The 13,841-nt window shown below is 43.1% G+C and carries 12 protein-coding genes; 5 read left to right on the top strand and 7 right to left on the bottom strand.

Annotated elements, in window-relative coordinates:
* Positions 1–165: 165 nt before the first annotated feature.
* Positions 166–1,269, top strand: coding sequence for a thiamine phosphate synthase (locus CAL7507_RS06190; RefSeq protein ID WP_015127592.1), 1,104 nt, complete (start codon positions 166–168; stop codon positions 1,267–1,269).
* A gap of 122 nt (positions 1,270–1,391) precedes the next feature.
* Positions 1,392–1,604 carry a sulfur carrier protein ThiS gene (thiS, locus tag CAL7507_RS06185; RefSeq protein ID WP_015127591.1) on the top strand — a complete coding sequence of 71 codons (213 nt, stop codon included), beginning with the start codon at positions 1,392–1,394 and terminating at the stop codon, positions 1,602–1,604.
* Between the two features lie 96 nt (positions 1,605–1,700).
* On the opposite strand, the gene CAL7507_RS06180 is transcribed toward thiS, so the two are convergent.
* Positions 1,701–2,909, bottom strand: a complete 1,209-nt coding sequence (locus CAL7507_RS06180) for a glycosyltransferase family 4 protein (RefSeq protein WP_015127590.1) — start codon at positions 2,907–2,909, stop codon at positions 1,701–1,703.
* Between the two features lie 1,387 nt (positions 2,910–4,296).
* Here CAL7507_RS06180 and CAL7507_RS06175 point away from each other — a divergent pair.
* From CAL7507_RS06175 to CAL7507_RS06165, 3 genes are all read left to right on the top strand, one after another.
* Positions 4,297–4,506 (top strand): hypothetical protein, encoded by a 210-nt coding sequence (locus tag CAL7507_RS06175; protein ID WP_015127589.1) that lies wholly within the window; start codon positions 4,297–4,299, stop codon positions 4,504–4,506.
* Between the two features lie 422 nt (positions 4,507–4,928).
* Positions 4,929–5,903: a DUF1517 domain-containing protein gene (locus CAL7507_RS06170; RefSeq protein ID WP_015127588.1), complete on the top strand. Its 975-nt coding sequence runs from the start codon at positions 4,929–4,931 to the stop codon at positions 5,901–5,903.
* Between the two features lie 160 nt (positions 5,904–6,063).
* Positions 6,064–6,693, top strand: a complete 630-nt coding sequence (locus CAL7507_RS06165; protein ID WP_015127587.1) for a Uma2 family endonuclease — start codon at positions 6,064–6,066, stop codon at positions 6,691–6,693.
* Between the two features lie 110 nt (positions 6,694–6,803).
* Here the strand turns inward: CAL7507_RS06165 and CAL7507_RS06160 are convergent, their stop codons facing one another.
* The 6 genes from CAL7507_RS06160 to CAL7507_RS06135 all read right to left on the bottom strand — a co-directional run bounded on the left by CAL7507_RS06160 (position 6,804) and on the right by CAL7507_RS06135 (position 13,815).
* The gene (locus CAL7507_RS06160; RefSeq protein WP_015127586.1) at positions 6,804–7,394 is read right to left on the bottom strand and encodes an HD domain-containing protein; all 591 of its coding nucleotides are present in this window, start codon (positions 7,392–7,394) and stop codon (positions 6,804–6,806) included.
* Between the two features lie 181 nt (positions 7,395–7,575).
* Positions 7,576–7,755, bottom strand: a complete 180-nt coding sequence (locus CAL7507_RS06155; RefSeq protein ID WP_015127585.1) for a hypothetical protein — start codon at positions 7,753–7,755, stop codon at positions 7,576–7,578.
* Between the two features lie 51 nt (positions 7,756–7,806).
* The gene (locus CAL7507_RS06150) at positions 7,807–8,778 is read right to left on the bottom strand and encodes an ABC transporter substrate-binding protein (RefSeq protein ID WP_144051195.1); all 972 of its coding nucleotides are present in this window, start codon (positions 8,776–8,778) and stop codon (positions 7,807–7,809) included.
* Positions 8,779–8,893: 115 nt separating this feature from the next.
* On the bottom strand, positions 8,894–9,898 hold the full coding sequence (locus tag CAL7507_RS06145) for an aldo/keto reductase (RefSeq protein ID WP_015127583.1): 1,005 nt from the start codon (positions 9,896–9,898) through the stop codon (positions 8,894–8,896).
* Positions 9,899–10,109: 211 nt separating this feature from the next.
* A complete protein-coding gene (locus CAL7507_RS06140) occupies positions 10,110–11,921 on the bottom strand; it encodes a vanadium-dependent haloperoxidase (protein WP_015127582.1) in 1,812 nt (603 codons plus the stop codon).
* Positions 11,922–12,495: 574 nt separating this feature from the next.
* Positions 12,496–13,815, bottom strand: coding sequence for an MFS transporter (locus tag CAL7507_RS06135; protein ID WP_015127581.1), 1,320 nt, complete (start codon positions 13,813–13,815; stop codon positions 12,496–12,498).
* Between the last annotated feature and the right edge of the window lie 26 nt (positions 13,816–13,841).

The raw sequence follows: 13,841 nt of genomic DNA, 5'->3' as shown, positions 1-13,841 counted from the left end.
ACATATTGACCAATTGGCTATTTTTAATACAAAGTAATTAAATGAGGGGTAAGGGACTGGGGACTAGGTATAAGGGAGATAATAACCTTGACTCTTGACTCTTGACTCCTGACCCTTGCCGAATCTCTAGGTAAAAAAATCAATAATGCGAATAACATTGCCAATATGAAAGAGGCTGGCTGTTACGATGAAAGCACTAACGGAGTTGTTGTGATGGTCGAGCCATACAGCCAAACAGAACAGATACAGCAAATTGTTTACCGTATTTTAGACGCCAATTTAGATCGCGCTCGTGAGGGTTTGCGGACTATTGAAGAATGGTGTCGCTTTGGCTTGAATAACGCGCAGTTGGCTGGAGAATGCAAGCGTTTGCGACAGGAGGTAGCTCACTGGCATACTGCTGAGTTGAGAGCGGCGCGAGATACTCCTGGCGATTCTGGAACTGATTTATCCCATCCGCAAGAAGAGCAACGCGCTAGTATTAAATCGCTGTTGCAAGCTAATTTTTGTCGGGTGGAAGAAGCGCTGCGGGTACTAGAAGAATACAGTAAGCTCTACAACCCGAATATGGGAAAAGAGTTTAAGCAGATGCGGTATCAGGTGTATACCCTAGAAAGTAATTTAATGGGTTATCAGCGCCATCAACTGCTGTGGCGATCGCGTCTTTATCTTGTCACATCCCCGTCGGAAACTTTGTTTGCAACTGTTGAGGCGGCTCTCAAGGGTGGATTAACTCTTTTGCAATATCGCGATAAAACTGCTGATGATACGGTGCGGCTAGAAAATGCGGCGAAACTGCGACAGCTATGCCACATATACGGCGCTCTGTTTATCATGAATGACCGAGTGGATCTGGCTTTGGCTGTGGATGCAGATGGGGTGCATTTGGGACAGCAAGACATGCCAATTGCTACTGCCCGACAATTACTTGGATCACAGCGCTTAATAGGGAACTCTACCACAAATCCGGAAGAAATGCAAGGGGCTATTGCTGCAGGTGCTGATTATGTAGGTGTGGGGCCAGTTTATGAAACGCCGACAAAGTTAGGTAAGGCTGCTGCTGGCTTAGATTATGTTAGCCACGCTGCTAAAAATTGCTCGATTCCCTGGTTTGCAATTGGGGGCATAGATGCAAATAATGTTAATGATGTGATCGATGCTGGCGCACAAAGGGTGGCAGTAGTGCGATCGCTGATGCAAGCAGAACAACCTACTTTGGTGACGCAATATTTCCTTTCTCAACTAAATCGGATTAAACCAGGGTCTTAGGAAGGCAATAGACAATAGGCAATAGGCAATAGGCAATGGGGAGTTTTGACTTCAGACTTCAGACTTCAGACTTCAGACTTCAGACTTCATACCTCAGACTTCAGACTTCAGACTTCAGATGTATGTCTAATCAAATTACGTTGCAGGTAAATGGGGAACCCTGTAATTGTTTATCCCCAACGCCTTTACCCGATTTACTCCAACAATTGGGTTTTAATCCCCGCTTGGTGGCCGTGGAATATAACGGTGAAATTTTACACCGTCAGTTTTGGACTCAAACAAACGTGCAACAAGGCGATCGCTTAGAAGTTGTTACTATTGTTGGTGGTGGTTAAGTTTGCCATTGGTCATTTGTCATTTGTCAAGAGGTTATTTTCCCAGTCCCCAGTCCCCAGTCATCAGTCATCAGTCATCAGTCATCAGTCCCCTTTTTATCCCTTTACTAGATACTCAGATTTATACAGCGAACGGTGTAGGGTTTTGCGATTAGCTAATTCTTTACCTCTGCGACCTAGTTGTTCACGTAGCTGCTGGTCTTTACACAACCGATTGAAAGCTTGAAAAACTTCATAACCGGAATTAGGATTGACTAATATACCATTTTCTTCGTGGTGGACAGCATCGATGACTCCGCCTAAACGAGAGGCAATGACAGGTTTGCCAAAATAACTCGCTTCTAAGTAAACCATGCCAAAACCTTCTATATTGTCAGTTTTAGTATTTGACAAAGTCAGCATGGCAAATATGTCACAGGATGCATAGTAACGTGCTAATTCGCGTTCAGGTATACATCCGGCGAAGTGTACTCGTTTTTCTACCCGCAAGCGTTGGGATTGAGATTTTAGTTCCGCTTCACAAGGGCCTTGACCACAAATTATATAGTGGATATCTACCCCAACATTCATCAGTAGGGGTAAATTATCAATCACGCGGCTAAAGCTTTTATGCTTTACTAGTCGTCCTACTGAGAGAATAACTACAGCAGTGTCGGGAATGTTATGTTCCTGACGCACCCGAAGACGCAAATCATCTAAATTTTGTTGATTTGCGACGACATTAAATTTTTCTGGTCTGACGATGGGGTTAATGACGTGGGTAGGGGTATCTAGTCGGAAAGTTGCTCTGAGGTAATCTTGGGTAAAGGAACTATTACAAACAATTCCTTCGGCGCGTTTTAGTGTTAATTTAAATAGCGATCGCCACATGGGGTTACGTAACCCACAAAGCATATCATTACCGTGCAAATAGATAAAAAAACGAATAGGTAGAAAATAACTCAATAACAACAGTGCAGGAAATTCATAGCCGTGTCCCCACTCAATATAGCGGTAGTGATAGCGAAAATAAAGTTTTATTGCTAAAACAAACGACCAGATTAAATGTAACTGTGGATTCAAAAAACCCCAGTTTCTCAGTATTGGCCAACGATATACAGGAAATTTTTGCACTTGGTCAAATACTTTATCACCAGAGCAACTAGCTGCTAAAACAATTACCCGCTCCGGATCTTGGAGACAGCGATTATAAATATATTCTCCGATGACAGCTTGTTTTGGCAGAAAGCTACGAGATATTACTAAAATATCTGGAAATGCAGTTTTATCTCTAACTTTTGCCGCCAGTTGTGAAATATGTTCCATAATAAAATTGATAACTATACTTCAAACAATTTTTAATTGTTCATACTGTCAACTAGGGCGAGTAAACTAGTATTGATGTGCCTTTATAATCAAAATTACTAATTTTCTGCACCTGAACTCTGATCTTTTTCTAAATCCGCGATTTTCTCATCTCGCATAAAGTAGAATATTTTGTTACTTGACCCTGATCTTATCTTCCCCCTCACGTTGGAAGAGCGAGGTAGTTGACAATTCGGGAAATTTTTCCCCCAGTTATTTGAGTCAGAGTAGTTCTCTCCTAAGTGTAAGCAGTAACAAACACGCTTGCGTTATGCTAAATAACATGGTAAATTTACTTACTGAGATACCTCCACTATGTATTGATTCTAAACTTTCATATTTGATTTCCCCCTTTTTGTCATTCTAACAAACAGTCATACCGAATAAATTGGGTATCTAGATCGCTGTTTTATCAATAATTTCAATTTTTACACCACACGTGTTAATTTAAACATGGCATGAAAAATTTTAGTAATAATTGACACTCTGTAATATCAGGCTTGTAAAAATATATTTTTCTATCCTTGTTGCAGTGAATGTAGTACACAAAATTATGCGAAATTGTAGAACCTGAATTCGATTGATTTTGTTTCTAAATCTTGGTTAAATTATTTTTTAATACTGAATTGCTCACAACTTCAAAACTTGTTTGGATGATGGACAAGCACCAAATTTCAATCTTGATAGCCAAATGATAATTACTAAACTTAGCTTCTATGGGATTCATACGTAGGTAGGGCTATGCCTTACAAAACCCTGATCTGGTGGGAAAGTGCCCAACGCCACTCCTCTCAACGCGGGAAACCCCTCCGGATTCGGCAGTCCACCCGGTGCTTCAGACGCACATGTGGCTACGCTCACCGCGCACAAGGGTGGCTCCCCTACTGATACTTAGATTTTTTCAAAAATCAAATACTAATCCTATATCAATAAATAGACTATCCTGAATCAACCAGAATATTCTGCCAAAATGCCAAAAAGTCTGTAGTTTTTTGTAGACGATTGCATCAAGTTAATCTTGTCTGTCAGTGTTATTCTGCCTACTTAAAGAATAGCCATCATCAGGCTCTTAAACAGCAACTATAATGCTTCTTAAATGAAAGATAGATCAATTTATAATTGAAATTTACGGATTTTCACAAATAAAAACCATATCGCAACTCAGCCCAACAGTATGCTAGGGGTGATGAGTGGTAAACACATAGTTATCGAGCGAAGGTAACTCTCTATAACTAATCATAACTAAAACTATCTCCAAATATCTGCTGAAAAGTATGATGAGATTGTTAAAGAATATCTAAATATAGCAATCCGCTTTGATTTGGTAATACCTTCGCCAAATCGAAAAATGCCTCGATTCGTAGGTTGGGGAGCCACTCACGTGGGCGGGTTCCCCGACTTGAGTGAAGTGGCGTTTGAGGCACGAAACCCAACAAATACGTTGGGTTTCCCTTCGCTCAACCCAACCTACAAAAAAATGGCGAAGGTATTGATTTGGAGAACTTACTTACGTGGTATGCGGAGTGTAGCGCAAGCGTTATATACAGGCGATAGGTAGCAAGAAAGAAGGCTCTTCGAGTTGTACTAAGTTTTTTCAAAAATCAAATAAGAGTCCTATTAAACAGACAAAAATAAATATTACTTATGGAGGTTGGTAGTAGGGGACGGGAAATGCTTTGTGGAGGTAATAAAGAGTCAACCAATTTTAGATTTTGAATTTTGGATTGACCCAGACCGCACAACGACCTGCTGAGTGACCACAAGGGTACGGTTATCTATTCGAGAAATCCCCCCTATGCTTCCTGGCTATGCAAGATAAGACGCGGTAAATTGAAGATGTAGCTAAAAAAGATGAATGTTACACACAGCTACTGCCAATCAAAGCTCGCTTGCTACGGGCTGGCGCCATTGACCAAGCAAAACACTCCTAACAGCGTTGGGAGAAATCATCACCAAAACCGTTTTTCAAGCGACTGTGTTATGCATAAAAAACTACAACTAGCCATCAAACCGCTGTTAAAAACCTTCTTTATCTTGAGCCTGGTGCTGACCTTAGCGCTTGGTCATGCTGACGGCGCATTAGCCGCTCGTAGTGGTGGTCGAATCGGCGGTGGTTCCTTTAGAATGCCTTCAAGCCGCACTTATACACCACGCACCTACGCACCTCCTGGTGGTGGCTACGCGCCTTATGGTGGAGGAGGTTTTGGCTTTCCTTTCTTAATACCCTTTTGGGGTATTGGTGGCGGATTTGGCGGTTTGTTTACGATCTTAATATTTATGGCGATCGCTAACTTCTTGCTGCAAACCTTCCGTCGCATCAGCAGTGGTGAAACCACAGACGAAGTAGGCTACAGCAACAACTCTCCTGTTTCTGTCACCCGTTTACAAGTAGGTTTGTTAGCTCAAGCTCGTGATTTGCAAACCGAACTCAACCATATCGCGGAAACTGCTGACACCAACTCCCCAGAAGGAAGAGCAGAAGTTTTGCAAGAAGCTAGTTTAGCTTTACTCCGCCACCCCGAATATTGGGTATATGCAGGTGGTGGTGTTCAACAAGCTAAGTTAAATTCAGCTGAATCTCAGTTCAATCGTCTATCACTGGCAGAACGTAGTAAGTTCAGTGAAGAAACTCTATCTAATGTCAACAATCAACTCAAAGCAGCCTTGGCTCAAGAAGCGCTACCTGCTGCTGATGAACTTGATAACCCTACCCGTTTGATTACTGAAGGGCCTGGCGAATACATTATCGTGACTTTACTAGCCGCGACTCTAGGCAAATTGCAAATTCCTGCAATTAATAGCGCAGACGATTTGAAGCAGGCGTTGCGTCAAATTGGTGGACTTCCCAGTGACCAACTGCTGGCGATCGAGGTGCTTTGGACTCCCCAAGCTGAAGGTGATACCCTAACTTCAGATGATTTGTTCGCTGAGTATCCTGATTTGAAACTTGTCTAACTTAAAATATGGGGGCGCAAACATATTGTGCCCCTACAAAATATGGAAAATTAATTATTTTATGATAGTTCTTCCTTATCGACTCTATTTTACCAAATTCCCACTTCAAAGTCAACTATCAAACACTGATAAATAACAGCTATTATTAAAACAAAAAACCATGACTCAAGCCTTAACCAAACTCATCACATTTGATGAATTTATCGAATGGTATCCAGAAGATTCTGAGGTGCGATATGAGTTACATGATGGAGTGATTGTGGAGATACCAAAACCGAGAGGGAAACATTCAAAAGTAGCTGGTTTTGGGATTAAACATCTCAATATAGCTATCGCAACTTTGAATAAAGAGGATATTTGGTTTATTCCTAGAGAATCGATAGTGAAAACTTCGGAGGGGAAATCGGGATACGAACCAGATATTATTGTCTTGGATGAAACATCTCTCGTTAATGAGACAAGATGGGAGAGTCAATCAATTATTGAAACCGCTACTTCGGTAAAATTAATTGTTGAAGTTGTCAGCACAAACTGGCGAGATGATTACTCGAAAAAATCTGCTGATTATGAAGAGATGGGTATTGAGGAATATTGGATAATTGACCATGAGGGTTTGGGTGGTAAGCGGTTTATTGGCGATCCAAAACAACCAACAATTTCAGTTTATCAACTCATCGATGGGGAATATCAAATTACTCAATTTAGAGATGATGACCGAATTATTTCACCGACATTTCCTACTTTTAACCTCACAGCCAAGCAAATTTTCAATGCTCATTTAGATAGCTAGTACAACAAGGCTGAAGTATGAAGTCTGAAAGGAAGAAAGCTTTACAGTCAGCATTTGAGCGTTGTGTAACATGGTTTGGTTTATTCCTGCCGACTTACTTATGAGTCGGTTTAATCTTGTTTTGTATGATCACCCCAAGGTTGGCGAGCAAAAATGCGATAAACCAGAGGCTCAAAGAATGTCAGCGGCAAAGTATCATAGTTGGGGTCAAAGGATTCTTGATCCCACTTATGGCAGAAGTCAACAGTTTGCTCAAAGTAGGGATGACCTCGGAATTTTTCGCGGGCGTGGCGATCGCGTCCTAGATGATGCCAAAAGTAGTAACCTTGAAAAATCCCGTGATGGGCAACTATCCAATAGGTACTGGGACTCACATAAGGCTTGAGGATCTCAGCTGCGAATTCTGCATGATTTGCAGGTGCGAGTAAATCACCGATATCGTGGAGTAGCGCCGCCACTACGACTTCTTCTGCGGCCTGATCTCGAAAAGCTCGTGTTGCCGTTTGTAGGGAGTGTTGATAGCGATCGATGAGATTTCCGGGATGAGTTTCTTGCAAGCCGATTAGTTGTGCTAGGGCGCGATCGGCAACTTTATGCAGTGAAGGTTGATTGTGTTCCCGCAACAGCAAATAGTCTTCTTGTGTGCCATCTTCCATGCGGGTATAAGTGGCAATACGTTTTTGTGTAGATGATTCTGACATCAGATTCCTCTTATCTCTTATTAAGTAACTAGGCATGAATAATTATCGCGGGGATTAGGCAATAGGCAATATAGCCTTTCCTAGGCTACTGAAGTACAAATTTATCTGCGTTTATCTGCGTTTATCTGCGTTTATCTGCGTTTAATTATTTTAGACCGTACCTTACTGGAGCGAGAAACGTTTACTTTTTGTCTTGATATAAACCAAACACCAGAGAATGTTTAATTGAACGCTCTAGAACTTCCAGAGGTAATCCTTGTGCCCAATAAGAACTAGCTAAAAACTGGTGGATAACATCTAAATCCAACAGATTGATATTTGTGCTGATGAAATATTCTCCTCGTTGCCAATCTTGACTCATTGTGATGTGAGAAATCGCTAATCTTATACAAGATTATCAGACTTTTGAGTGTCAATTCTTCCAGACACTTTGGTCAACGATCGCCCCCACCTCAATCCGTTTCGGGAGGATTTCGTCTCGGAAGGAACGATCAGCTACGGCTTGCAATTTGCGGATATCATCATTACTGACCGGACGCAGCTTTCGCGCTGACCTTTTGGTAATGACTTTCGAGGTGTTGAGGGGTAAGCGCGTCAGGTTAGAGTGAACCTGAGCGTAGGCATCCGGATTGGCGATCGCCCAATCGGTGGCTTTACTCAACCGCTTTAAAAAATCAGCGATCGCCGCCCGCTTACCTGCATCTACCAACGCTTTATCACTAGCGGTGACAAAAGACAAGGCGCTATTAATACCCTTTCCATCACGCAGCACCCGCCCGCCATTTTGCTGTGCCACGTAGTAGTAAGGATCAAAAGTCGCCCACACCTCTATCTTCTTGGATGTAAAAGCCGCCGCCGCATCAGTTGGTAGGACAAATTTGACTGTAACGTCAGTGCGTTTGAGACCAGCCTCTTCTAATGCCCCATAGAGTTGGTACTGGGAGATACTACCCCGCGCTGAGGATACAATCACCGTCTTACCCTTAAGATCAGCCACCCGTTTGATGGGAGAATCAGCACGGACAACAATGCCGAGAGATTCGCCATTACCAACTCTGGTTGCCAGGATCTTCAGCGGTGTCTGACCCAAGGCTGCTGCTAAAACTGGGAGATCGCCCGCAGGGGCAGTATCAACAGCACCCGCACGTTGCGCTTCAAACAAAGGTGCAGCACCCTGAAAGCTTGCCCATTTATATTTATATGGCACTCCTTCCAGGGCTTTAGCTGCTTCTACCAGCGCCCGCGTACCACCGGCTTGGTCGCCTAGTATAAGAGTGACTTGTGACAGATCAACGGTTGCTGGTTTTTGTGATCTGGCTAAGGGACTAGACACAAAAACACCCAACAAGGGGAGGAAGGCTGTAGCTAAGATCAGTAATCGCATGATGTGTAAAGTTGGGGCATGGGGTATGAGAGGGATGAGGAGGATGAGGAAGATAAGGAGAGGGAAAATTATCATTGCTTACCTCCCCATCTCCCCCTGCTTCCCCTGCTCCCCATTACGGACGATTACCAGAGGGGTACTGATGTCCCAAGATGGGATGGGGTTGATAGAGTTCTTCTAGGTATTTGAGTTCTTCGGCAGCAAGCTGTATTTCTAAAGCTTCCACAGCTTCTTTCAGATGCTCTATCTTGCTCGCACCAATAATAGGAGATGTGACACCTGGTTGATGCAATAGCCAAGCTAGGGCTATTTGTGTGGGTTTGACGCCGCGTTTTTGGGCTAATTCCACTACGCGATCGACTATTTGAAAATCTGAATCTTGATAGTAGAGATTGTGGGCAAATTCGTCTGTTTTTGGCCGCAGAGTTTCACCGTAGTCTTCCTTACGGCGATTTCCGGCTAAAAAGCCCCGCGCCAAGGGACTCCAAGGAATAATCCCGATCCCTTGGTCTAGGGCTAGAGGGATGATTTCTCGTTCTTCTTCTCGATACACTAGGTTGTAGTGATTTTGAATTGATACAAAGCGAGTCCAGCCGTGGATATCTGCGGTGTAGAGGGCTTTAGCAAATTGCCATGCGTAAACGCTGGAGATACCCAAGTAACGAACTTTACCTATTTTCACCAGATCATGTAGTGCTTCTAGGGTTTCTTCGATTGGTGTCTCGTAGTCCCAACGGTGAATTTGGTACAAGTCTACATAGTCTGTTTGTAGTTTGCGTAGAGAAGCGTCGATGCTATCAAAAATGTGTTTGCGAGATAAACCCCGGTCATTCGGTCCATCGCCGACTTTCCCATGAACTTTGGTAGCAATAACAACCTGATCTCGTTTAGCAAAGTCTTTCAATGCCCGTCCGACAATTTCCTCACTGACACCCAAAGAATACACGTCTGCGGTGTCAAAGAAGTTAATCCCCAATTCCAAAGCGAGTTTGATAAAGGGGCGACTTTCTTCTTCTTCTAGTACCCATTCCCGCAATTGACGGGAGCCGTAAGTCATCGTACCTAGGGTAAGACGCGACACTTTCAGTCCTGTTTTACCGAGATTTACATACTGCGTCATGCTGTTTGCTCTATTTTGTGTTGGGATAGTAGTTGAGGGTGGGGACTGCCGCTTAAAACAGTTATCAGTTATCAGTTATCAGGCGTAGGTTTAAACCCGTCATCAACGCCTTCCACCAGTTGGTGGAGGACTTAGACCCTTCGTATTTAACTGATACTTCGACAAGCTCAGTACAAGTAACTGTTTACTGTTCACTGTTCACTGTTCACTGTTAAATTGTGACTTTCTGACCATTAAATTTGGTGAAGGTGAACCCACTAAATGTTTCGCGGAACGTTAGCTTCTCATCCTTGAGAATGCCAATAGCGATCGCTTCACCAAGAGCCAACGACGCTGCTGCATCAGTGCGCCAGTGAATTCCGGCACTGTTACGACCTAAACCAATATTGGCAGCTAGTTTGTTCAACTCACCCTCCACTGTTAGGGGTGGCCCCTGGTAAGGGATCAACTTGGTAGGATCTTTGGGATCGGGGATCACCGGATTGGGAATCACATAATCGCCGTCGAATAGCGCCTTCAGAATCGTCACACTAGCTCCTGCACTTACCGAAGCACCTCCCGGATAAGAAGAGTGTGTCGGCGCACCTTCTGGGAAGAATTGCGGTAACAGATAGGATTTGTATTTGCTGTATATGCGATCGAGTGCTTCTGATTTGAAGACATCGGGGTGGAGGGGATAATTTGTTTTATTCACCTTGTTGTTGTGAACCAATCCACCAAAAGCCTCCGATCGCAGACGGCGGTGAACATAATACTTGTGCCAGTAAGATGCTCTAATGGCGTGGGGGCTAACCCAGCCAATTAGCGAAGTCGCATACCCAGGCCCAAATGTCCCAGTACCACCCGATTGGGTCTTCGACTTGTTGTAGGGATTGCTGGGATTGTAAGGTGCGCCAACACCACCAACTAGGGGGTTGTCACGTACTGGACTGGCCAACAGAATCGCCGCAGCATTAGTATAGACTGGTGGTGGGGTATGGGCAATCTCACCCTGATCGCGCCCGTTGATAAAATAGCGTCGGGTTGAGTCAAACTTAATCGTTCGACCAGAAGAGCCTCCATTCTGCACTAGCAGCCACTCGTCATAGGTGGTTTGAAAGCTGTTTTCTGGAACAGCCAGTGGAACGCGATGTAGTTGAGCATAACTCTGTGTTCCTGCGGGTATTGGACGCAGTAAAAACTGAGATACGTAAGGGCCTGTATCTGCCCCTGGTAGTGTGTGGTAAGTTGTTCTACCAGAAGCATCAACATAAATTGCAGTACCACGAAACAACAGTTCGGGAGTAATGCGTCCGTTTTGTTTCGGCCCCTTAAAACCGGATAAACGATTGAGATCCTGAACTGCGGCTAAAACCAGTGGGTTAGTGGTGTCGTTACGGTAGTCGCTAAATGGAACATCTTGTAACAAACCTTGCCAAGCAATTTCGATGAATTCAGCCGCTTGCTCTGCACTATCGAGGGTGGGTGGCACCGGAATCCCACATTGGGTTGTATTCACCCCAAGTAAGCTAACCGCTAATGGAGTCAAGGGTTGTACTAGCTTCCGTCCACCACCCAAGATAATCTTTTCATACTCGTTGGGATCACCAGAGTTCAGCGCATTAATAAGAGATTGATAAGCCTTCAGATCCACTTCGCCCAATTGATTATGGGGCAATCCTCGTGTATCTGTAGCAATTTTGTTGGGGTACTTCGCTTCATCTCCGTTGGTGCGATGGAGAGGAATGGGAATATCTCTTTGAGCCTTTGCTGCTGCTATCCTTACTTGATAAGCTTTTTCACGAAACTTAGCATAGTCAAAGTTAAACTTAGCAACTACGTCCTGAGCCTGAACAAATTCTCCTGTTTTTTTCCAGGAGACAGTTGAACCGAGAACTCCTGTTACCACACTCGCGGCTGTAAACAACCCTGCACGACCGAGGAATAAGCGTCTGCTACGATTAACAACGAAGCGTTTTTCGTTACGGGTTTGCTCGCTCTTGACTATTTCAGAATTTTGATGGGGATTGGGATCTTCTAGCATCTGGGTATTCTCCTCCACTGACAAACAGGGACTTAAAGTCAAAAAGACTTTGAGCCGAAAGCTTTTAACTCACCCACTATCAAAGTGAGTAACCTAACTAAATCTGGGATAAAATCTGGGGTTACGCTACTGGAAGGTAGTTTGCATATAGAGTTTGCCACTCTTAACAGCCATGTCAGCATTGATTGCTGCTATTCAATGCTGGATCGCATGACTAATCGGTTCAATAGGTGAACTGGGGGTTAAAGCATAAATGCGATGGTCGCTCCGCGTTCCCCAGAGGGGTTCTCGCAGAGTCCCGCCGTACAGCCCTTTGGGCATGAAAACGGCGCAGCCTCTCGCAGAGAAGGCATCGCACAGCTAAAACCACCCACGCTTCCAGTAAAAAATTTATCTACTGTATCTCTATCGAATTACCGGATTTTCCAGAGGTTAAATCAGACTTTCTCATAAACAACTGTAAAAATCAAGTGGTTTGGATACTAATTCCCAGAAGGCAATAGGCAATAGGCAAGAGTGAAGACATTAGTGATTAGTAATCTTCCCAGTCCCCAATCCCCAGTCCCAAATTTAATTAGCCTTTACCAGACTGTGCGATTAAGCCCATATCTTCGTATATTGGTTGTACTATTTTGTGAATTTTCGGCAGGTTTCTAGCAAACATTAAAGCTCCTATCAAGCAACCAACACCACCAAAAAAGAGAGCGTTAGCAACTCCAAAATGACCTGCTAATCCACCAAAAAATAAGTTACCAATAGGCAGTATTCCTAAGAAGCCAGTTGTAAATATGCTAGTGACCCTACCCCTTTTATTTTCATCAACAAGAGTTAATTGGATGAAGTTGCTAATAGCGGCTAGTGTCAAACTATTAGTCATACCCACTATAAATATGAGCAATAGGCAAATTTCTAAATTTGTGAAGCGAGAAAAAATTATTAAGCCTAACCCAAGAATTGCCGCAGAAATTGCGATAATTTCTACCAGACCTACAACTTTCTTTCGGGAGATGAGATAAAGTCCTGCAAATATAGAACCAAATGCTGAAGCTGTCATGAGGTAGCCCATGACTTCAGCATCACCATTCAATATTTCTTTAGCAAATATAGGCATTAAATTTACATAAGTCATCCCCATAAAACAAACTATTATTTGCAGTATTAAAGCAAACTTAATTGGCAAGAATTCATAAGCAAAAATAAATCCTTCTTTGAGATTTTGCCAAATTTTAGATTTTTTTCCAGATGCTTCCTGAGGAAATGAACTGACTTTGACAGTTAAGATAGCAGATAGAAAGGGTAGATAACTAATACTATCTACTAAAAAACATGAAGCAGCCCCGGCTCTAGCAATCAGAACTCCTCCAATCATCGGACTAACAAATTTAGCTGTATTAATCAAGAATGAATGGGCAGCCATTCCACTATAAGTGTCTGACTTTCTATCTACTATTCTGGGAATAATTACCTGACGCGCTGGTAAATCGAAGGCTTTGACTGTTCCTTGGAGCATCCCAATAAGAATAATCCAGGTGACATTGATGTGATTAGTCAAAGTTAAAAAAGTAAGTGTACCAGATAATAAGATAGATGTTAGCTGAGTAGTTATTAGGATATATCTTAAGTTCCAACGATCAAGCAATACGCCCACTACAGGGGTAAGAAATAAGCCTGTAGCTTGGTTTGTAAACCCAGCTACACCAACTAATACAGGTGAGTTAGTTAATTGATAAACCAACCAGATCAAGGCGATTTGTGTCATCCAGGAACCAAAAAAAGATAAGCTCTCGCCGATGACAAAAGTAGAAAAGTTTTGAGATTTAAGTGCAGGTGGAACCTCAAAAGAAAGCAATCCCAGTTTCTCTTTTTTAGGATTTTCTTCACGAATTGGTATCATCAGTGTTTCTCGTTTAGCAGATTTTT

Origin of the sequence: Calothrix sp. PCC 7507 (genome assembly GCF_000316575.1) — a bacterium.
Taxonomy (GTDB): Bacteria; Cyanobacteriota; Cyanobacteriia; order Cyanobacteriales; family Nostocaceae; genus Fortiea.
Note: the sequence above shows the minus strand (reverse complement) of the source record. Positions and strands in the feature narration are given on the sequence as shown.

Bases quoted from the DNA above. Each gene is read 5' to 3' on its own strand.
- CAL7507_RS06190 (WP_015127592.1), top strand. From the start codon at position 166: ATGAAAGAGGCTGGCTGTTACGATGAAAGCACTAACGGAGTTGTTGTG.
- thiS (WP_015127591.1), top strand. From the start codon at position 1,392: ATGTCTAATCAAATTACGTTGCAGGTAAATGGGGAACCCTGTAATTGT.
- CAL7507_RS06180 (WP_015127590.1), bottom strand. From the start codon at position 2,909: ATGGAACATATTTCACAACTGGCGGCAAAAGTTAGAGATAAAACTGCA.
- CAL7507_RS06175 (WP_015127589.1), top strand. From the start codon at position 4,297: ATGCCTCGATTCGTAGGTTGGGGAGCCACTCACGTGGGCGGGTTCCCC.
- CAL7507_RS06170 (WP_015127588.1), top strand. From the start codon at position 4,929: ATGCATAAAAAACTACAACTAGCCATCAAACCGCTGTTAAAAACCTTC.
- CAL7507_RS06165 (WP_015127587.1), top strand. From the start codon at position 6,064: ATGACTCAAGCCTTAACCAAACTCATCACATTTGATGAATTTATCGAA.
- CAL7507_RS06160 (WP_015127586.1), bottom strand. From the start codon at position 7,394: ATGTCAGAATCATCTACACAAAAACGTATTGCCACTTATACCCGCATG.
- CAL7507_RS06155 (WP_015127585.1), bottom strand. From the start codon at position 7,755: ATGAGTCAAGATTGGCAACGAGGAGAATATTTCATCAGCACAAATATC.
- CAL7507_RS06150 (WP_144051195.1), bottom strand. From the start codon at position 8,778: ATGCGATTACTGATCTTAGCTACAGCCTTCCTCCCCTTGTTGGGTGTT.
- CAL7507_RS06145 (WP_015127583.1), bottom strand. From the start codon at position 9,898: ATGACGCAGTATGTAAATCTCGGTAAAACAGGACTGAAAGTGTCGCGT.
- CAL7507_RS06140 (WP_015127582.1), bottom strand. From the start codon at position 11,921: ATGCTAGAAGATCCCAATCCCCATCAAAATTCTGAAATAGTCAAGAGC.
- CAL7507_RS06135 (WP_015127581.1), bottom strand. From the start codon at position 13,815: ATGATACCAATTCGTGAAGAAAATCCTAAAAAAGAGAAACTGGGATTG.